At 71.5% G+C, this 20,191-nt stretch carries 11 protein-coding genes; 1 reads left to right on the top strand and 10 read right to left on the bottom strand.

The window, feature by feature from the left end; all coding sequences use genetic code 11:
* Positions 1-13 precede the first annotated feature (13 nt).
* Together ADL05_RS27465 and ADL05_RS27460 are read right to left on the bottom strand one after the other, a co-directional pair.
* Positions 14-1,126: an enolase C-terminal domain-like protein gene (locus tag ADL05_RS27465; RefSeq protein WP_053619916.1), complete on the bottom strand. Its 1,113-nt coding sequence runs from the start codon at positions 1,124-1,126 to the stop codon at positions 14-16.
* Positions 1,123-4,179: an FAD-binding and (Fe-S)-binding domain-containing protein gene (locus tag ADL05_RS27460; RefSeq protein WP_053619915.1), complete on the bottom strand. Its 3,057-nt coding sequence runs from the start codon at positions 4,177-4,179 to the stop codon at positions 1,123-1,125. Before ADL05_RS27460 ends, ADL05_RS27465 begins: the two co-directional genes overlap by 4 nt.
* A gap of 280 nt (positions 4,180-4,459) precedes the next feature.
* Here ADL05_RS27460 and ADL05_RS27455 point away from each other — a divergent pair, with 280 nt between their 5' ends.
* On the top strand, positions 4,460-6,247 hold the full coding sequence (locus ADL05_RS27455) for a thiamine pyrophosphate-requiring protein (protein WP_053619914.1): 1,788 nt from the start codon (positions 4,460-4,462) through the stop codon (positions 6,245-6,247).
* Between the two features lie 102 nt (positions 6,248-6,349).
* On the opposite strand, the gene ADL05_RS27450 is transcribed toward ADL05_RS27455, so the two are convergent.
* The 8 genes from ADL05_RS27450 to dnaA all read right to left on the bottom strand — a co-directional run bounded on the left by ADL05_RS27450 (position 6,350) and on the right by dnaA (position 19,766).
* Positions 6,350-7,261, bottom strand: a complete 912-nt coding sequence (locus tag ADL05_RS27450) for a DUF3566 domain-containing protein (RefSeq protein WP_053619913.1) — start codon at positions 7,259-7,261, stop codon at positions 6,350-6,352.
* Between the two features lie 104 nt (positions 7,262-7,365).
* On the bottom strand, positions 7,366-9,957 hold the full coding sequence (gyrA, locus tag ADL05_RS27445; RefSeq protein WP_053619912.1) for a DNA gyrase subunit A: 2,592 nt from the start codon (positions 9,955-9,957) through the stop codon (positions 7,366-7,368).
* Between the two features lie 65 nt (positions 9,958-10,022).
* Positions 10,023-11,960 (bottom strand): DNA topoisomerase (ATP-hydrolyzing) subunit B, encoded by a 1,938-nt coding sequence (gene gyrB, locus ADL05_RS27440; RefSeq protein ID WP_082376933.1) that lies wholly within the window; start codon positions 11,958-11,960, stop codon positions 10,023-10,025.
* Positions 11,961-12,427: 467 nt separating this feature from the next.
* Positions 12,428-12,820, bottom strand: coding sequence for a DUF721 domain-containing protein (locus tag ADL05_RS27435; RefSeq protein ID WP_053619956.1), 393 nt, complete (start codon positions 12,818-12,820; stop codon positions 12,428-12,430).
* A 241-nt stretch (positions 12,821-13,061) separates the two neighbouring features.
* The gene (gene recF / locus ADL05_RS27430; protein WP_053619910.1) at positions 13,062-14,198 is read right to left on the bottom strand and encodes a DNA replication/repair protein RecF; all 1,137 of its coding nucleotides are present in this window, start codon (positions 14,196-14,198) and stop codon (positions 13,062-13,064) included.
* 316 nt (positions 14,199-14,514) lie between these two features.
* Complete coding sequence (gene gnd, locus ADL05_RS27425) at positions 14,515-15,420, bottom strand: phosphogluconate dehydrogenase (NAD(+)-dependent, decarboxylating) (protein WP_053619909.1); 906 nt, start codon at positions 15,418-15,420, stop codon at positions 14,515-14,517.
* 102 nt (positions 15,421-15,522) lie between these two features.
* A complete protein-coding gene (dnaN, locus tag ADL05_RS27420; RefSeq protein WP_053619908.1) occupies positions 15,523-16,662 on the bottom strand; it encodes a DNA polymerase III subunit beta in 1,140 nt (379 codons plus the stop codon).
* 1,055 nt (positions 16,663-17,717) lie between these two features.
* Positions 17,718-19,766 carry a chromosomal replication initiator protein DnaA gene (gene dnaA, locus ADL05_RS27415; protein ID WP_053619907.1) on the bottom strand — a complete coding sequence of 683 codons (2,049 nt, stop codon included), beginning with the start codon at positions 19,764-19,766 and terminating at the stop codon, positions 17,718-17,720.
* Between the last annotated feature and the right edge of the window lie 425 nt (positions 19,767-20,191).

Below are 20,191 nucleotides of genomic sequence, written 5' to 3'. Positions count from 1 at the left end.
AACGGGTCCCGACTCAGCCCGCGCGGTAGGCGTCCGCGTCCGCCTCCCTGAGGTCCAGGCCGAGTCCCGGGCGGTCGGGGTCCGGGTACAGCACGCCGTCGACCGGCGGGTCCGCGCCCTCGAAGAAGAGCGTCTCGATCCGGACGTGGTCGTGGAACCACTCCACGTGCCGCAGGTTGGGCAGCGGCAGGACCGCGTGGCGGTGCAGGTAGGGCGCGCAGTGCGCCGACACCTCCAATCCGTGCGCGGCGGCCACGGTCGCCGCGCGCAGGAACTCCAGGAGGCCGCCGCACCGGGTGATGTCCACCTGGAGGCAGTCCACCGCCCCCGCCGCGCACATCCGCTGGAAGTAGGTGAGGTCGATCCCGTACTCTCCCGCCGCCACGTCCGCAGGGACCCCGCCCCGCACGCGCCGGAGACCGTCCAGGTCGTCGGACGAGACGGGCTCCTCCAGCCAGCGCACGTCCAGGTCGGCCAGCGCGCCCGCGAGCCTGATCGCCTGCTTGTCGGAGTAGGCGCCGTTCGCGTCGGCGAAGAGCTCCGCGTCCGGGCCGATCACCTCGCGCGCGATCGAGAGCCGTTCCAGGTCCCGGCGCTCCCGGGCGCCCCAGTCCTCGCCGATCTTGATCTTGACCCGGGGGAAGCCCTGCTCGTGGACCCAGTGGGAGAGCTGCGCGCGCATCACGTCGTCGGTGTAGCTGGTCAGCCCACCGCTGCCGTAGAGCGGCGCGCCCGTCCGGCTCGCGCCGAGCAGGCGGTACAGGGGCAGTCCGAGCACCCTGGCCTTGAGGTCCCACAGCGCGGTCTCCACGGCCGACACCGCGTAGCCGACCGCGCCCGGGCGGCCCGCGTTGCGCACCGAGCGGATCATCGCCTCCAGCGCGGCGGGCACGTCCAGGACCGGCCGTCCCCGGACCTGGTCGGCGAGCTGGTCCCGGACGACGGACGCGCACGCGGGCGGCCCGTAGGTCCAGCCGAGCCCTTCCAGCCCGCCTCCGCGCACACGGACGAGCACCATGGTGGTCGAGTCCCACGCGAGCGTGCCGTCCGCCGAGGGCCGGTCGGTGGGCACGGTGTAGACGGCCGCCTCCACGTCGGTGACCCGCGGATCCGTCGCGGCGCTCATGTCCGGCCCACCTGGCGGCCGACCCGCACGGCCTCCTCGGCCAGGGCCTCGGCGTCGTAGTCGGGCACCGTGCGCGGCGCGGCGAACCTCGTGGCCGCACGTTCCGGACGCTCCTCGGGCAGTTGTCCGCGCTGGGCCAGGTCCAGCGCCTCGGCCAGGTGCACGGCCTGGCGCCCGACCCCGGACTGCTCGATCTGGGTCCGACAGCTGAACCCGTCCGCCAGCAGCAGGGCGCGGGAGTCCGCCGCGCGGACCGCGGGGAGCAGGCCCTGTTCGGCCACGGACATCGACACGGCGTAGTGGCCGTCCTCGAAGCCGAAGTCGCCGGCCAGCCCGCAGCACCCCGCGTCGAGGACGTCCACCTCGGCGCCGGTGCGCTCCAGCAGCCGGGCGTCCTCGTCGAAGCCCAGGACGGCGTGCTGGTGGCAGTGCGGCTGGGCGACGGCGACCCGGTCCAGGCGCGGCGGCTCCCAGTCGGGCGCGTACTCGTGCAGGAACTCGGCGAGGGTGTGGACGTTGTCCCGCAGCCCGGTGGCGAGGTCGTCGTCGGGGAACAGCTCGACCGCGTCGGAGCGCAGCACCGCCGTGCACGAGGGTTCCAGTCCCACGATCGGCGTCCCGGCGCGGATGTCGTCCCGCAGCAGGCGCAGGGTCCGCCGCAGCACCCGGCGCGCCACCCCGAGCTGCCCGGTGGAGATCCAGGTCAGCCCACAGCACGGTGTGCGCGGAGGGACCCGGACGCGGAACCCCGCGGACTCCAGGACCCGGACCGCGGCGGCGCCGATCGCGGGATGGAAGTTCTCGGTGAACGTGTCGGGCCACAGTACGACCTCGCCGCGTTCGCCCCCGCGGCTCCCGCGCCGGCGCAGGGCGTCGCTGAAGCGCCGGGGGGCGATCGCCGGAACCGGGCGCTCCCGTGCCAGCCCGGCGAGGCGCTTGCCGATACCGGTCAGCAGCGGCCAGGCGCTGAGGACGTTGGCCGCCTCCGGTGCCAGCGATCCGGCCCTGGCCCACAGCGGCAGCCATCCCAGCGCGTAGTGCGAGGCCGGGCGCACCCGGCCCTCGTAGCGGTGGGCGAGGAACTCGGCCTTGTAGGTCGCCATGTCGACGTTCACCGGGCAGTCGGTCTTGCAGCCCTTGCACGCCAGGCACAGGTCCAGGGCGCCCTCCACCCGGTCGGAGCGCCACCCGTCCTCGACCAGGTCGCCGCGCAGCATCTCGGAGAGCAGCCGGGCGCGTCCACGGGTGGAGTGCTCCTCCTCCCCGGTGACGCGGTAGCTCGGGCACATGACCCCGCCGGACTCCGTGCGGCACTTGCCCACGCCCACGCAGCGCTGAACGGCCCGGTCGAAGGAGCGGTCGTCGTGCGGGTAGCCGAAGTAGGTGTCGGGTTCGAAGGGCCGGCGGGCCGGGCCCAGGCGCAGGTCCGCGTCGAGCGGGCTGGGCCGCCCGCCGCCGGGAGGCACGAGCCGGCCCGGGTTCATCCGGTCGTCGGGGTCGAAGATCCGCTTCATCTCGGCGAACGCGGGCATCAGCTCGGAGCCGAACATCCGGGGCCAGAACTCGGCGCGGGACTGACCGTCGCCGTGCTCGCCCGAGAGCGACCCCCCGTAGCCGACCACCAGGTCGGCGGCCCGTTCGGCGAAGCGGCGGTAGGCGTCCACGCCCTCGGGCGACTTCAGGTCGAAGGGGACCCGCGTGTGCAGGCACCCGTGGCCGAAGTGTCCGTAGAACGACGACCGGTACGCGTAGTCGAACTCCTCCATCAGCGCGTGCAGGTCCCGCAGGTAGTCGCCGAAGTGTTCCGGCGCCACCGCGGAGTCCTCCCAGCCCGGCCAGGTGTCGGCCTCGCCCGGGACGCGGGCCGTGGCTCCCAGCCCGGCCTCGCGCGCCTGCCACATGCGGGCCTGGTCACCGGGGTCGTCGACCACGAGCACGTCCCCGCGCCGCACGGCCTTCGACGTGTGCGTGAACTCCCTGGCGCGTTCGGCGGCCTCCTCGCGGTCGGCGCCGCCGAACTGGACCATCAGCCATCCGGCGCCCTCGGGCATCCGCCGCACCGCCTCGGGGTGCAGCTGTTTGCGGACCTCGTAGTCGATGAGCTTGTCGTCCAGCCCCTCCAGAGCGTACGGATCGTACTCCAGGACCTCGGGAACGGCGTCGGCCGCCGCGAAGACGTCCTCGAACCCGCACACCACGAGCGCCGAGGCCTGCGGGTGCTCGACCAGGCGCACCTCCGCGCGCAGCACCGTCGCCAGGGTGCCCTCCGAGCCCGTGAGCGCCGCGGCGACGTCGAACCCCTGTTCCGGCAGCAGGGAGTCCAGGTTGTAGCCCGAGACGCGCCGGGGGATGTCGGGGAAGCGCCGCCGGATCGCCAGGGCGTACTCGTCCCGCAGCGCGCGCAGTTCGCGGTGGATCTCGGCGCGGCGACCGCCCTCCGCCAGGATCCGCTCGTACTCCTCGTCCGAGGTGGGGCCCACCCACATCCGGCACCCGTCGTAGGTCAGCACCTCCAGCCGGAGGATGTTGTCCACGGTCTTGCCGTAGGCCTGCGCGCTGGCTCCGCAGGAGTTGTTGCCGATCATCCCGCCGAGCGTGCACTGGCCGTGGGTGGAGGGGCGCGGGCCGAAACCCAGGCCGCGTTCGGCCTCGCCCGCGCGGGCGTTGAGCGCGTCCAGGACCACGCCCGGCTCCACCAGCGCCGTGCGCGCCTCGGGATCGACGTCGAGGATGCCGTCGCAGTACTTGGACCAGTCGAGCACGACCGCGTGGTTGACGGTCTGCCCGGCCAGGCTCGTGCCCCCGCCCCTGGAGAGCACCGGGGCGCCGTGCTCGCGGCACACGGCCACCGCCTCGGCCCCGTCCTCCACGGTGGCCGGGGCGACCACGCAGATCGGGACCCGGCGGTAGTTGGAGGCGTCCGTCGAGTACGCGGCCAGTGTGCCCGCGTCGAACCGCACCTCGCCGTCCACCCGTGCCTCCAGGTCCCGGAACAGGGAGCCGGTGTCCGCCCCCGCGCCGTCCCGGGGGAGCCGATCCGGTTCCGTGGCCATGTGAGTTCCCCCTCCGACCGGTGTGCGCTGCCGGGCCCGGGCCATCCCGCCGCGGGCGCCCTATGCGCCCCACTAACCGCCAGCCCCGGGCACAAACGTTCCTGTGTTCGGGCACGACACGCGCGGTCACGGATTCGGCGGGAGGACGTGTGCGTCCACGCGGGCTGGGTAGTCGCGGCCACAGAGGGCTCCCGCGGCGCGGGCACGGCGCGCGGGAGAAGAGCGCGACGAGACGGGGGATCCCGACGGCCGGTCCTCGGCCCCCGGGAGAGGAAGCACCATGGCCGAGTTGGTCTCTGACCACGTACTGGCACGCCTGCGGGAGTGGGAGATCGAGCACGTCTTCTCCTACTCGGGAGACGGCATCAACGGGCTGCTCGGCGCGTGGGGGCGCGCCGAGAACCAGCCCAAGTTCATCCAGTCCCGGCACGAGGAGCTGGCGGCGTTCGAGGCCACCGGCTACGCCAAGTTCTCCGGTCGCGTCGGCGTCTGCGCGGCCACGTCCGGGCCGGGCGCCATCCACCTGCTCAACGGCCTCTACGACGCGAAGCTCGACCACGTCCCCGTGGTCGCGATCATCGGGCAGACCAACCGCAGCGCGATGGGCGGCGCCTACCAGCAGGAAGTCGACCTGATGTCGCTGTACAAGGACGTCGCCGGCGACTACCTGCACATGGTCACGGTCCCCGAGCAGCTGCCCAACGTGCTGGACCGGGCGATCCGCACGGCGATCACGCGGCGGACCGTCACCGCGGTCATCATCCCGTCCGACGTGCAGGAGCTGGAGTACTCGCCGCCGACGCACGACTTCAAGATGGTGCCCTCCAGCCTCGGCGTCTCGCGCGCCCAGGTCCTGCCCTCCGCGGAGGGGCTGGCCCAGGCCGCGGAGATCCTCAATGCCGGGGAGCGGGTCGCCATCCTGGCCGGGCAGGGGGCGCGCGGCGCCCACCGGGAACTCACCGAGATCGCCGACGTCCTCGGCGCCGGCGTGGCCAAGGCCCTCCTGGGCAAGGACGTGCTCTCCGACGAGCCGACCTTCGTCACCGGCGCCATCGGCCTGCTCGGGACCCGGCCGTCCTACGAGCTGATGCGCGACTGCGACACCCTGCTGGTGGTGGGCTCCAACCTGCCCTACAGCCAGTTCCTGCCGGAGTACGACCAGGCGCGGGCGGTGCAGATCGACATCGACCCGACGATGCTCGGCATGCGGTACCCGTTCGAGTGCAACCTCGTCGGAGACGCCACCGAGTCGCTGCGGATGCTGCTGCCGCTGCTCGAACGCAAGACGGACCGGTCCTGGCGCGAGAAGATCGAGGACAACGTCGAGCGGTGGTGGCAGGTCCTCGAACAGCGGGCGCACGTCGAGGCGGATCCGGTCAACCCCGAACTCGTCTGCCACGAGCTGTCGCCGCTGCTGCCCGACGACGTGATCGTCACGTCGGACTCGGGGTCGGCGGCGAACTGGTACGCCCGGCACCTGCGCTTCCGCCAGGGCATGCGCGGGTCGCTCTCCGGCACGCTCGCCACGATGTGCCCGGGCGCGCCCTACGCCACGGGTGCGAAGTTCGCGCACCCCGACCGCCCGGTGATCGCGCTGGTGGGCGACGGGGCGATGCAGATGAGCGGGCTCAACGAGCTGATCACGATGTCCCACTACGCGAAGGAGTGGGACGACCCGCGGGTGATCGTGGCCGTGTTCAACAACGGCGACCTCAACCAGGTCACCTGGGAGCTGCGGGCGATGGGCGGAACGCCGCAGTTCATCCCCTCGCAGCGGATCCCCGACCTGTCCTACGCCGGGTTCGCCGAGAACCTGGGCATGCAGGGCATCCGGATCGACGCCCCGGAGGGGGTGGGCGACGCCTGGCGCCGGGCCCTGGCGGCCGACCGGCCCACGCTGCTGGAGTTCGTCACCGACCCGGCCATCCCGCCCATTCCGCCGCACGCCACGCTCGACCAGATGGAGAGCACGGCCCAGGCGCTGGCCAAGGGCGACCCGGAGGCGTGGTCGGTGCTGACGCAGGGGATCAAGTCCAAGGCCCAGGACTTCCTCCCGGGCAAGCGCTGACCGCAAGGCACTGACCGGACCGACCGCGAACGGACCGACCGGAAGCAGTGGGAGCCGGCCCCGTGAGGGGGCCGGCTCCCGCCGTGTCCGTACGGAGTACCGCTACTCCGCCTCGGAGAGGGTCACGTCCACGCCGCCGACGAGGTCGGCGACCAGGTTGTAGAGCATCGCGGCCACGGTCGACAGGGCGGTGATGAGCACGATGTTGAGCGCCCCCACCACTCCGGTGTAGCCGAGCACGCGTCCGGGCGAGAACCAGGCGGCCGGGTTGAGCCCCAGCTCGTCCTCGGATCCGTCGCCCTCCAGGAGCGCGTTGATCATGTTGGTCAGCTCGTCGAACACGCCCAGCATCGACAGCGTCACGTAGATCACGGTGATCGCGACGAACAGGACGATGAAGGCCACCAGGGAGACGACGAAGCTGAACTTCATCACCGACCAGGGCTCCACTCTGGAGACCGTCAGGTGCGCCTTGCGGCTGGACAGGGTCGCTTTCACGGCATTGTTCCCCTGGGGGGCCGTGTCCTTCGGATCCGTCACTGGTGCCTCTCCCGCCTCCGTGCGATCCGCCACCGACTCATGTACAGCATCCTCCTCGGCCCCGCCCCGCTCCGGCTCCGGGGGCGCCACGGCGGCCGCGGACCCGTCCCCCTCGATCGCCTCGGCGATCCGGGGCTCCTTGGTGCCCCCGGACTCCTCGGCCCCTTCGGCGGCCCCGGAGCCCCGGGTGTCCTCGGAGTCCTCGGTGTCCTTGGTTCCCCGGACGTCCCCTGACCCGTCGGCGGCCCCGGCGGTCTCCGCCCCGGCCTCCTCCGCGTCGGTCTCCTCGGCCTCGTCCTCCGTGGCGGTCCGCGCCGGCTCCCCGGCCCTGGCGGTGTCCGGCTCCTCGGACTCCTCCACCGCCGTGTCGGTGCCGGGCTCCGTCGTGTCGACGGCGCCCGTCTCCGACGCGTCCGTCTCCGGGGCGTCCGAGTCGGATGCGTTCGTCGTGGTGTTCCGCTGGTTCTCAGACATAGAAACGTTACCGCTGGACTTTCTTTGGGACCGGTGAACAGGACAAGAGGTGTCCCGCGGGGCCGCGATGTGCCCCGCGGGACGTACCAGGCTTATCGCGAAGTCTAGGCCTCGGAGTTCTGCGCCTCGGCTGCCTCGTCACCCGTGTCGGCCGCTTCGGCCACTTCGGCCTCCACCGCCTCCGCGGCCTCGGCGTTGCGCGCCACGGCCACGATCTTGTTGCCCTTGTCGAGGTTCATCAGGCGCACGCCCATCGTGGTGCGGCCCGACTGCTTGACCTCCTCGGCTCCGGTGCGGATGACTCCGCCCGCGGACGTGATCGCGAAGACCTCGTCCACCTCCGGGTCGACCATCAGCGCGCCGACCAGCTTGCCCCTGGCCTCCACCACCTTGGCCGTCAGCACGCCCTTGCCGCCCCGGTTCTGCACCGGGTACTGCTCGGACGGGGTGCGCTTGGCGTACCCGTTCTCCGTGGTGACCAGGACGTCCGTGGACCCGTCGCCGGGCCGGATGACGTCCATGCTCAGGAGGTAGTCGCCCTCCAGGAAGCGCATGCCGATCACACCGCTGGTGGCGCGGCCCATCGGACGCAGCGACTCGTCCGAGGCGGAGAAGCGGATCGCCTGGGCGTCGCTGGAGATCAGCAGGAGGTCGTCGTCGGGGAAGACCAGCCGCGCGGCGATCAGCTCGTCGTCCTCGCGGAGGTTGATCGCGATGATGCCGGCCGCGCGGGCGGAGTCGAAGTCCTCCAGCCGCGACTTCTTCACCAGGCCCTCACGGGTGGCGAGGACCATGTACGGCGCGGCCTCGTAGTCGCGCAGCGCCATGATCTGGGCGATCTCCTCGCCCGGCTGGAACGGCAGCAGGTTGGCCACGTGCTGGCCGCGCGCGTCCCTGGCGGCCTCCGGCAGCTCGTAGGCCTTCGTCCGGTACACCCGCCCCTGGTTCGTGAAGCACAGGATCCAGTGGTGGGTGGTGGTGACGAAGAAGTGCTGGACGATGTCGTCCTGCTTGAGCTGCGCGCCCCGCACGCCCTTGCCGCCGCGCTTCTGCGCCCGGTAGTTGTCGATCCGGGTGCGCTTGGCGTAACCGCCGCGGGAGATCGTGACGACCACGTCCTCCTCGGCGATGAAGTCCTCCATCCGCATGTCACCCTCGAACGGGATGATGTGCGTGCGGCGCTCGTCGCCGTACTTCTCGACGATCTCGCCGAGTTCCGCGCGGATGATGGAGCGCTGGCGCACGTCCGAGGCGAGGATGTCGTTGTAGTCGGCGATCTGCGCCATGAGCTCGTCGTACTCGGCGGTCAGCGCGTTGCGCTCCAGGGCCGCCAGCTTGCGCAGCTGCATGTCGAGGATGGCCCGGGCCTGGATGTCGTCGATCTCCAGCAGCCCCATCAGGCCAGTGCGCGCCTCGTCGGCGGAGGCGCTGGCCCGGATCAGGCTGATGACCTCCTCGATCCGGTCCATGGCCTTGAGCAGCGCGCGCAGGATGTGCGCCCGCTCCTCGGCCTTGCGCAGCAGGTACTGGGTGCGCCGGACGATGACCTCGACCTGGTGCTTGACCCAGTGCCGGATCATCTGGTCCAGGCGCAGGGTCCGCGGCACGCCGTCCACCAGCGCGAGCATGTTCGCGCCGAAGGTGTCCTGGAGCTGGGTGTGCTTGTAGAGGTTGTTCAGCACCACCTTGGCGACGGCGTCGCGCTTGAGCACGATCACCAGGCGCTGGCCGGTGCGGCCGCTGCTCTCGTCCCGGACGTCGGCGATACCGGTGATCTTGCCGTCCTTGACCAGGTCGGCGATCTTCTCGGCGAGGTTGTCCGGGTTGACCTGGTAGGGCAGCTCGGTGACGACCAGGATCTGGCGGCCCCGGCTGTCCTCCTCCACCTCGACCACGGCGCGCATGGTGATGGAGCCGCGGCCGGTCCGGTACGCCTCCTCGATCCCGCGCTTGCCCACGATGAGGCCGCGGGTCGGGAAGTCCGGGCCCTTGATGCGGGCCATGAGCTCGTCGAGGAGCTGCTCGTCCTCGGTCTCCGGGTTCTCCAGGTACCAGTAGACGCCCTCGGCGACCTCGCGCAGGTTGTGCGGCGGGATGTTCGTGGCCATGCCGACCGCGATGCCCGACGAGCCGTTGACCAGCAGGTTCGGGAAGCGGGCCGGGAGCACGACGGGCTCGGAGGAGCGGCCGTCGTAGTTGGGCCGGAAGTCGACGGTCTCCTTGTCGATGTCCCGGAGCATCTCCATCGCCAGCGGCGCCAGCTTGCACTCGGTGTAGCGCATGGCGGCCGCGGGGTCGTTGCCCGGGGACCCGAAGTTGCCGTTCGGGTCGACCAGCGGCATCCGCATCGACCACGACTGCGCCAGGCGGACGAGGGTGTCGTAGATGGCGCTGTCACCGTGCGGGTGGTAGTTGCCCATCACGTCGCCGACGACGCGGGCGCACTTGAAGTACCCGCGGTCGGGGCGGTAGCCGCCGTCGTACATCGCGTACAGGACGCGCTGGTGGACGGGCTTGAGGCCGTCTCGGACGTCGGGGAGGGCACGGCCGACGATGACGGACATCGCGTAGTCGAGATAGCTGCGCTGCATCTCGACCTGGATGTCGACGGGTTCGATCCGGTCGGTCACACGGGCCGGCGTCTCCGCTGCGGACTCCGTACCCTCAGGGACGTCCGGGTTGTTCGCATCCGTCACGGATGTCGATCCCTTCTCAGTAGTTCACTGCCCGGGGCCACCGGGCCTGCCTGCGGTACGGGGGACTAGATGTCCAGGAAGCGGACGTCCTTGGCGTTGCGCTGGATGAAGGAGCGCCGCGACTCGACGTCCTCGCCCATGAGCACGCTGAACATGTCGTCCGCCTGGGCCGCGTCCTCCAGGCTCACCTGGAGCAGGACGCGCCGGTCGGGGTCCATCGTGGTGTCCCACAGCTCGTTGGCGTTCATCTCGCCCAGACCCTTGAACCGCTGCACCATGTCGCGCGGGCGCGGGTCCCGCTTGCCCGCGGCGATCCCGGCCTCGATCAGCCGGTCCCGCTCGGCGTCGGAGAAGGCGTAGTCGGCGTCGCTGCCCTTCTGGTCCCACTTGATCTTGTACAGCGGCGGGGCGGCCAGGTACACGTTCCCGGCCTCCACCAGCGGCTTCATGAAGCGGAAGAGCAGCGTGAGCAGCAGGGTCCGGATGTGCTGACCGTCGACGTCGGCGTCGGCCATGAGGATGACCTTGTGGTACCGCAGCTTGTCGGCGTCGAACTCCTCGTGGATCCCGGTGCCCAGGGCGGTGATGATCGCCTGGACCTCGTTGTTCTTGAGGATGCGGTCGATGCGCGACTTCTCCACGTTCAGGATCTTGCCGCGGATGGGCAGGATCGCCTGGTTGTGGGGGTTGCGCCCGCCCTTGGCCGAGCCGCCCGCCGAGTCGCCCTCGACGATGTAGACCTCGCACTCCTCCGGGTTGGTCGACTGGCAGTCGGACAGCTTGCCGGGGAGGGAGGTGGACTCCAGGAGGGTCTTGCGGCGGGTGAGGTCGCGGGCCTGGCGGGCGGCGACGCGGGCGCGTGCGGCCTGGCTGGCCTTGGACACGATGTCCTTGGCCTCGCCCGGGTTGCGCTCGAACCAGTCGCGCAGGTGCTCGTTGGTGACCTTCTGGACGAAGGACTTGGCCTCGGTGTTGCCCAGCTTGGTCTTGGTCTGGCCCTCGAACTGCGGGTCGGCCAGCTTCACCGAGATGATCGCGGTCAGGCCCTCGCGGATGTCGTCACCGGTGAGGTTCTCCTCCCGCTCGCGCAACAGCTTCTGGTCCCGGGCGTAGCGGTTGACCAGCGTGGTGAGCGCGGAGCGGAACCCCTCCTCGTGCGTGCCGCCCTCCGCCGTGTTGATGGTGTTGGCGAAGGTGTGCACCGACGAGGTGTACGACTGGTTCCACTGCATGGCGATCTCCACCGAGATGCCGTCGCCCTCCTCCTCGAACGAGATGATCGAGGCGTGGGCCGGCTCCTTCTTGGCGTTGATGTGCCGGACGTAGTCGGACAGGCCCTCGTCGTAGTGGAAGGTGTTGACGGTCGGGCCGCCGTCGGTGTGCTCGGGCCGCTCGTCGCGGATGGTGATGGACAGCCCCTTGTTGAGGAAGGCCATCTCCTGCATCCGGCGCGCGAGGGTCTCGAACGTGAAGACCGTGGTCTCGAAGATGGAGCCGTCGGGCCAGAAGGTGATCTGGGTACCGGTCTCGTCGGTCGCCTCCCCCTTGATGAGCTCGCCGGTGGGGGCGGTCATCTCGTAGTGCTGGCGCCAGACGTGGCCGTCCTTGCGGATCTCCACGTCCAGGGCCGTGGACAGGGCGTTGACGACGGAGACGCCGACACCGTGCAGACCACCGGAGACCGCGTAGGACTTGCCGTCGAACTTGCCGCCGGCGTGCAGCGTGGTGAGGACGACCTCGACGGCCGGGCGCTTCTCCACGGGATGCAGGTCGGTGGGGATACCGCGGCCGTTGTCGGCCACCCGTACCCCGCCGTCGGCCAGCAAGGTCACCTCGATGGCGTCGGCGTGACCCGCCAGCGCCTCGTCGACGGAGTTGTCCACCACCTCGTACACCAGGTGGTGCAGGCCCCGCTCTCCGGTGGAACCGATGTACATCCCGGGGCGCTTGCGTACTGCCTCAAGCCCCTCCAGGACCGTGATTGATCGAGCGTCGTAGGCCAAGTGGGTACACCCTCCTGCTGGGGACGCCTGCCGACCGTGGCCGCGGCAACGGTCAACCCGCGGGCCGGTGACCAAGGGTGTCGACATGCCGTCACACCTGGGGGATCACCGCTCGCCGCGCGGGCCGTCCGCCCACCCTCTCCTGGGGGCGTGGTACCGGCTACAGGCGTCTGAAGAACCGTCCCCATGATACCCCGCGCGGTGCGACAAAGTGGCATTGGCGGCCCTGTGCCGCTCCAGATCGAACGTTCAGGGCGGGAGTCGAGTCCCTACACGCGGGACGCCCCTTGAGCAAGTCCCGGCGCGGTTCAGTGGCGTTGAGCCCCCGCACGCGTCCCGGCGGAGCACCCGGGGGAGGGAATCGGTCGGCGCGGGCCGACGGCCCCGTCACCCCTGTACCCCTGCTCACCTGCGGAAACCACCGCCACAAGCGGGACGGAAGTACACGGACGGGCATATTCGGCCGGTTATCGACGCCGGGAACCGGGTCCCTTGACCGTGACCGCGACGACCGTCCCCTCGCCCAACTCCTCGTTGAGCCGGCGCATGAGATCCCGCACCATCGCGCGTGCGTGGGCGGCCATGGTCGGCGAATCGGCTACGACGACGAGTTCTCCGTCCGAAAAGCTCTCCGGACGGAGGTGCTCGGCGTTGAACGCGCCCACGATGTCCGCCCACCGGCCGAACACCCCGCCGATCGCGACCTGTTCCTGCCAGCCGTGGTCGATCAGCCACGTGCGGACCGCGTCCCCGAACAGCTGGGGCTCGTTGCGTGACCGGAACCGGCCACGCCGCCGGGCGCGCGGTGCCCCGCGGGGGACCGCCCCGCGTTCGCGGGCCTCGGCGCGGGCCCGCGCCAGGGCCTGCCGGGCGAGGTCGGCGCCGGACGCCGCGGGCGGGGCGGGGTCCCCGGACGCGGGACCGGGGGAGGGGGGAGGAGAGGACGCGCCCGGCTCGGCCGCACCGGGGCGCACCGCGTCGGGGGAGGCGCCGGGCGCGGTTCTGTCCACAGGCTGTGGGCGGACCCGGCCGGCGGCCGGCCCGGGCCCGGGTCCGAACGCCCCCTGGCCGGATCGTGGATCCACAGGCTGTGGACGGGCCTCACTCACTCTCGACGCTCCCCTCGCGTACCCCGAAGCGCGCGCCGTCGAGTTCCCGGGGGATGTCGTCCGGCACCGCCGCGGTCACCAGCACCTGCTCGGCGTCGCGGACCCGCTCGGCCAGACGCCGGCGCCGCTCGGTGTCCAGCTCGGCGAACACGTCGTCGAGGATGAGGACGGGGTCGTCGCCGTCGGCCCGCAGGAGCTCGAAGGCGGCCAGCTTCAGCGACAGCGCGAAGGACCACGACTCGCCCTGGCTCGCGTACCCCTTCGCGGGCAGCTCGCCCAGGCTCAGCAGCAGGTCGTCGCGGTGCGGGCCGACCAGGCTGACCCCGCGCTGGAGTTCGCGCTCCCGCGCCCCGGCCATGGCCGCGCGCAGTGCGTCCACAAGCTGTGGACGGTCGGCGGGGAGCTCGACCCCCTCCTCCGCCCAGGAGGGGCGGTAGGCGGGCACGGCCGGGCCGCCGGAGTCGGTCAGCCCCGCGTAGGCCTGGTCGACCAGCGGGCGCAGCGCGGCGACCAGGTCCAGGCGCGCCGCGAGGAGTTCGGCCCCCACCCGCGCCAGGTGGTCGTCCCACACCTCCAGGGTGCTGAGGTCCGGGTCCGGCCCGCCGCGTCTGAAGAACTGCGCCGAGGCCGACTTCAGCAGCGCGTTGCGCTGTTTGAGCACCCGGTCGTAGTCGGAGCGCACGCCCGCCATTCGCGGCGCCCGCGCCACGAGCAGGTCGTCCAGGAACCGGCGCCGCTCACCGGGGTCGCCCTTGACCAGGGCCAGATCCTCGGGAGCGAACAGCACGGTGCGGAGCACGCCCAGCACCTCGCGGGGCCGGCTGACGGGCGACTGGTTGAGGCGGGCGCGGTTGGCACGGCCGGGATTGAGCTCCAGGTCGACGACCATCGAGCGCTCGTCGCGCACGACCTTGGCCCGGACGATCGCCCGCGGCGCGCCCCGGCGGACCAGCGGGGTGTCCGAGGAGACGCGGTGACTGCTCAGCGCGGCGACGTAGCCGACGGCCTCGACGAGGTTGGTCTTGCCCTGGCCGTTGGCGCCGACGAAGACGCTCACGCCCGGCCCCATCTCCACCAGCGCGGAGGTGTAGGACCGGAAGTCGGCCAGTTGCAGGTGGGAGACGTACATCCGGCCTTCCTCTGTGTCGCTGGCTCGCTTCGCTCGCTTGGTCGGGCGCCCGCGTGGCCGGGAACCGGGTCGAAGGGGACGCGGGGGCCGCTCCGGTGTGTGCGCCCGTGCCCGCCACGGTCCTCAGCGGACGCCTGCGGCACGGTCCCTTCCTACGCACCCGCCTCGGGATCCTCCAGGACCCCGGCGGCACCCGTCCCGCGCCCGTTGGCGGTTCCCGGGACGGATCCCCGCCGCGGGTCAGCTCCGGGTACGGGGCCGATCCCGCGGGCGCGGCGCCGCCTGTGCGCACGCGCCCCGCGAGGGCCCCTGGACCCTAGTCGCGGGAGGGCGTGCGCGGGTCCGGGTCGGACTTGGTGACCGCGTGTCCGCCGAACTGGTTGCGCAGGGCGGCGACGACCTTCATCGCGGGGCTGTCGTCCTGCCGCGAGGCGAAGCGGGCGAACAGCGCGGCGGTCATCGCCGGGGCCGGCACGGCGTGGTCGACGGCGGCCTGGACGGTCCAGCGGCCCTCACCGGAGTCCTCCGCGTAGCCGCGCAGCTCGGAGAGGTCGGGGTCCTCCTCCAGGGCCCGGCTCAGCAGGTCGAGCAGCCAGGAGCGCACGACCGTGCCCTCGCGCCAGCTCTCGAAGGTGCCCGGGACGTCGTCCACGATGCCGGAGGCGGTCATGAGCTCGAAGCCCTCGGCGAAGGACTGCATCATGCCGTACTCGATGCCGTTGTGGACCATCTTCACGAAGTGCCCGGCACCGACCGCCCCGGCGTGCACGAAGCCGCCGCCCTCGTCGGGGGTCAGGGAGTCGAAGACCGGACGCGCGCGCTCGACCTCCTCCGCCCGGCCGCCGACCATGATGCCGTAGCCGTTCTGCCGGCCCCAGACACCGCCGCTGACGCCGACGTCGAGGTAGCCGATGCCCTTGGCGGCGAGGTCGTCGGCGCGCGTGCGGTCGTCCACGTAGTGGGAGTTGCCGCCCTCGATGACGAGGTCGCCCTCCTGGAGGAGGTCGCGCAGCTCGTTGATGGTGGTGACCGTGGGGTCGCCCGAGGGGACCATGACCCACACGACGCGGGGCGCGGCCAGCCGCGAGACCAGGTCCTGGAGCGTGTCGACGTCCCGCTCCGGCGACATCACGTCGAAGCCGACGACGTCGTGGCCCTTCTCCCGGAGCCGGGCGGCCATGTTGCCGCCCATCTTCCCGAGCCCGATCATTCCGAGTTGCATGTGTTCGCTCCCCTTCGCCACCTGTGGACATGTGGACGCCGGTCGGCCCGGGCGGTGTGCTCGGGGCGGCGGCGGACGCCAGTCAATCGAACCCGTCGCGGATCAGCCGGACAGGCGCACCGGCATGATCAGGTAGCGGTACTGGGCGGGCGCGCCCTCCTCGGCCGGCTTGCCCGTGAGGATCGCGGGCTTGGTCGAGGTGGTGAAGTGCAGGCGGGCCACGTCGGTGCCGATGGCGCCGAGCCCGTCCAGCAGGAACCCGGAGTTGAACGCGATCTGGATGTCCTCGCCGTCCAGGTCGGCCTCCAGGACCTCGACGGCCTGGGCGTCCTCGCCGGTACCGGCCTCCAGGACCAGGCGGCCCTGGGAGAACGCCAGCCGCAGCGGCGTGTTGCGCTCGGCGACCAGGGAGACGCGCTTGACCGCCTCGACGAACTCGGAGCGGCTCACCTCGGCGACGGTGTTGAAGCTGTCCGGCAGCAGCGCGCGGTACTTGGGGAACTCCCCGTCCAGCAGGCGGGAGGTGGTGCGGCGGCCGCCGCCCTCGAAGCCGATCATGCCCTCGCCGCCGTCGCCGCTGGAGAGCGCCACGGAGACCTCGGCGCCCGAGGTGAGGGACTTGGCGGTGTCGTGGAGGGTCTTGGCCGGGACCAGCGCGACCGCCGACAGCTCGGGGTTCTCCGGCTTCCAGGTCAGCTCGCGCACGGCCAGGCGGTAGCGGTCGGTGGAGGCGAGGGTGATGGTCTCGCCCTCGATCTCGACCCGGACGCCGGTCAGCATCGGCAGGGTGTCGTCGCGGCCGGCGGCCACCGCCACCTGGCTCACCGCGGCGGCGAAGGCGTCGCTGCCGACCGTCCCGCTCACACCGGGCATCTCCGGAAGAGTGGGGTAGTCCTCGACCGGCATGGTGGTGAGCGTGAACTTGGCGCTACCGCAGCTGACGACGACCTTGGGGCCGTCGGTGGCGACCTCCACGACCTGTGGAGGCAGGTTGCGGGTGATCTCGGCCAGCAGCTTGCCGGGGACCAGGACCTGGCCCGGCTCGTCCACATCGACGTCGACCGCGGCCTGGGTGGAGACCTCGTAGTCGAAACCGGCCAGGCGGACCTGCTGCCTGCCGTCGAACTCTCCTGCGTCGAGCAGGACGCCGACGAGCACCGGGACCGAGGGGCGCGTCGGGAGTGTGCGCGCGGTCCAGGCGACTGCGTCGGCCAGTACGTCGCGTTCGACCCGGAACTTCACTTTCCGACTCACTTTCCGCACGACCGGCGGACCGGTCGCAGCCTCAACGTTGCAGCTCGTGGTGTCTGAAGGGGTGGTCCGAGGTCTCCGGAGTCGGCGGGTGGGCGTCGTCCACAGGGTGTGTGCGGACTCCGGTCGGTGCCACCGGGGAGGGCCCTCGGATCCCGTTGGGGTCACCGCTCCGATCGGGCGGCGCAGGACAGGGGCGAGACCACACGTTACCCGGATTCCTCCGCTGCCGCTGACATCTCGGGAGGGCGCCGCCGTCGCTGCCGACTCATCGCTTTGTCCACAGTTTTTCCGCGGAGCGGTTGAGAAGCCACATCTGGGCTAATGAAGGTGCGTCGTAGTAGTAGGGCCTGTGGATAGTGTGGATAACCCTTGTTTTACCAGGTCAACACCGGAATTTTTATCCACAGAGCCTGTGGACGACCCTGTGCGTAACTCGGGGTGCCTGTGGACGGCCAGAGGGGCCCACAGCTTGTCCACACTCCGTCCACAGCCGCGTCCACAGGTTTTCCCCAGGTTCTCCACAGGCGCAGCGGCTGGAGCCCTCCGGGCGTTCATCGGTCCGTCCACAGAACCGACTCGGTTACCCACAACTTCGGCGCCCTTGTCCACAGGTTGTCCACATGCTTATCCACAGAATTCGAGCCCTTCCTGTGGATAACTCGGCCAAGAAACCTGGAAACTTTTTTCGGGGCCGCCGCGCAGAGCACGCGAACCGGGGCAAAGAGGCCGTGCACAGCTTTGTCCACAGGCGCGCGTCCGGCGTGTGTACGACGCCGCAGGTGAGAACGGTGGCCAGGGGGCGGCACCCGGATGTGGGCAGGGCAACAGCGCGGCCCACACGGGGCCGCACGGCGGTGTAGGAGGAGGTCGGGGCGGCGCGGCCGGAGCCGTGCGCGGCGCCGGGAGGGTCGTCCCGGCACGTACCGGAACCGCCGCTCGCGCGCCGGTTGTCCCCACAACCTGTGGATAACTCTCCGGACACGACTCGGGGCGGCCCACAGCCCGTGCGCCGCCCCGCCCGTCCCACCGCCCACGCCCTGGCCCTAGGGCTGGTCCTTGATGCGGCTGGTGAGTTCGTGCACCTGGTTGTAGATGGACCGGCGCTCGGCCATGAGGGCGCGCACCTTGCGGTCGGCGTGCATCACGGTCGTGTGGTCCCGGCCGCCGAACTGCTGCCCGATCTTGGGCAGGGAGAGGTCGGTGAGCTCCCGGCAGAGGTACATGGCGATCTGCCGGGCGGTCACCAGCACGCGCGACCGCGAGGTCCCGCAGAGGTCCTCCACGCTCAGCCCGAAGTACGCGGCCGTCTGGGACATGATCGACCCGGCCGTGATCTCGGGGACCTCGGTGCTGGGCACGAGGTCGCGCAGGACCTGCCCGGTCAGGTCCAGGTCCACCGACTGGCGGTTGAGGCTGGCGAACGCGGTGACGCGGATGAGCGCGCCCTCCAGTTCGCGGATGTTGGTGGAGATCTTGCTGGCGATGAACTCCAGGACCTCCGGCGGCGCCGCCAGGCCCTCCTGCGCGGCCTTCTTACGCAGGATCGCGATCCGCGTCTCCAGCTCGGGCGGCTGGACGTCGGTCAGCAGGCCCCACTCGAACCGGCTGCGCATCCGGTCCTCCAGCGTCGTCAGCTGCTTGGGCGGCCGGTCGCTGGAGATGACGATCTGCTTGTCGGAGTTGTGGAGCGTGTTGAAGGTGTGGAAGAACTCCTCCTGCGTCTGCTCCTTGTTCTCCAGGAACTGGATGTCGTCCACCAGGAGGACGTCGATGTCCCGGTACCGGCGGCGGAAGCCGTCCGCCTTGCCGTCCCGGATCGAGTTGATGAACTCGTTGGTGAACTCCTCGGAGCTGACGTAGCGCACCCGGGACCCCTCGTAGAGGCGGTGCGTGTAGTGCCCGATGGCGTGCAGGAGGTGGGTCTTGCCCAGCCCGGAACCGCCGTGGATGAACAGCGGGTTGTAGGCCTTGGCCGGCGCCTCGGCGGCCGCGACCGAGGCCGCGTGGGCGAAGCGGTTGCTGGAGCCTATGACGAAGGTGTCGAACGTGTACTTGGGATTGAGGCGCGCGTGCTCCCCGGGCGGGATCTCGGGCGAGCGGCCCGGGGGCGTGGGGGGCGGCTCGGCGGCCTCGGGCCTGGGCGGCGGCCCCTCGTCGTGGCGGGTGTCCTCGGCGGGGGCCGGCGCGGGCTCCTCCGCCGGGTGCTCCTCGCCCGTCGGCGCGGGGTCGTGGCGCGGGGTCTCCCACCGGTTGGGCCGGTCCCAGGCGGCTCCGTCCCGGCTCTCCTGCTGCCAGGTGGCGCGCGGCTGGTCCCACTGGGGCTCGGGTGCCGCGGGCGGGGCCGTGGGACCGGCCACCGTCCAGGGGCCGGGGGCCCGCGGCTCGTCGTACCCGGACGGGTGCGCCCGCGCGGGGCGGGAGGTGTCCTCACCCGCGCGGTCCGGTCCCAGCAGGTCGCTGCCGTCGCGCTCGGCCGGAGCGCCGGCGCGGGAGGAGGGCTGGGACGGGGCGGGCGCGTGCGCCTGGTCTGGGTAGCCGTTCGGAGCCTGGGGGAAGAGGTGCGCGTCCTGGTCCCGGGGCTGCTGCCCGCGGTCCTGCTCCGGACGCGCCCGCTCGTGGTGCCCTCTCTCCTCGCGCGGCCCGTCCTGGTGCTCCCGCTCCTCGGGCCGCGGGTGCCCCGGCTCGTGGCGGACCTGCTCCTGGGGCACGGGCCGCCGCGGAGCCGGGCGGTAGGGCTCGGACTCCGGGCGGGCGTGCTGGCCCTGGGGCGCGGGCGGCTCGTAGCCGCGCGGGCGGCCGTGGTCCTCGGGGGCGAAGGGGGCCGGCGGAACGGGCGTGGGGGGAGGCGTCTGCACCGCGGTCGGGTCGACGGTCACCGCCACGCGGACGTCCCGGCCCAGGTGGGCGGACAGCGCCTGGCTGATCACCAGGTACAGGCGGGTCTCCAGCACCTTCTTGGTGAACTCGTTGGGCGCCGCGATCAGCGCGGTGTCCTCGATCATCCCCAGGGGACGCGTCTGCGGAAGCCAGGCGCGCTGGTGCGCGGGAAGGGCGTCGTTGTCGATCCCGTCCAGCACACTGGGCCAGACCATTGCGAGGTTGACCTGTGCGTCAGCCAAGGTGACCTGCCACGGTTGTCGTCCCTTCGGTGCGGGTCTGTTCGGAGCGGGCGGAGGGGACCGGTGTCGTCGCGCGTGGGGGTGAGCTCTCCATTGTCCTCCCTCCTCAGGGGTGCCGGGGCAGTGAAGCTGTGCACAGGCGGGGTTCCAGGGTCCCACGAACCTGTGGATAACTTGTCCTCGTCGGGCCGGTGTCCACAGGTATCGGCCGTTGTCCACACGTTGTACACAGGTTTATCCACAGGATGGCAGACCTGCTCGGGCGGCGCAGGGTTATCCACAATTCCCTGTTCAGAGCCTGTGTAGAGCCGAGGTGGACTTGGCCGGCCGGTCGACGGCGCCAGGTTATCCACAGGTTGTGGTCATCCACAGGCCACAGGGTCGGCCCCGCTGTGGAA

Source organism: Nocardiopsis sp. NRRL B-16309 (genome assembly GCF_001279585.1).
GTDB lineage: Bacteria > Actinomycetota > Actinomycetes > Streptosporangiales > Streptosporangiaceae > Nocardiopsis.
This window is presented reverse-complemented; position numbering and strand designations above follow the sequence as displayed.

Excerpts from the sequence above, each read along its gene's own strand:
- ADL05_RS27465 (WP_053619916.1), bottom strand. The coding sequence starts at position 1,126 with ATGAGCGCCGCGACGGATCCGCGGGTCACCGACGTGGAGGCGGCCGTC.
- ADL05_RS27460 (WP_053619915.1), bottom strand. The coding sequence starts at position 4,179 with ATGGCCACGGAACCGGATCGGCTCCCCCGGGACGGCGCGGGGGCGGAC.
- ADL05_RS27455 (WP_053619914.1), top strand. The coding sequence starts at position 4,460 with ATGGCCGAGTTGGTCTCTGACCACGTACTGGCACGCCTGCGGGAGTGG.
- ADL05_RS27450 (WP_053619913.1), bottom strand. The coding sequence starts at position 7,261 with ATGTCTGAGAACCAGCGGAACACCACGACGAACGCATCCGACTCGGAC.
- recF (WP_053619910.1), bottom strand. The coding sequence starts at position 14,198 with ATGTACGTCTCCCACCTGCAACTGGCCGACTTCCGGTCCTACACCTCC.
- gnd (WP_053619909.1), bottom strand. The coding sequence starts at position 15,420 with ATGCAACTCGGAATGATCGGGCTCGGGAAGATGGGCGGCAACATGGCC.
- dnaA (WP_053619907.1), bottom strand. The coding sequence starts at position 19,766 with ATGGTCTGGCCCAGTGTGCTGGACGGGATCGACAACGACGCCCTTCCC.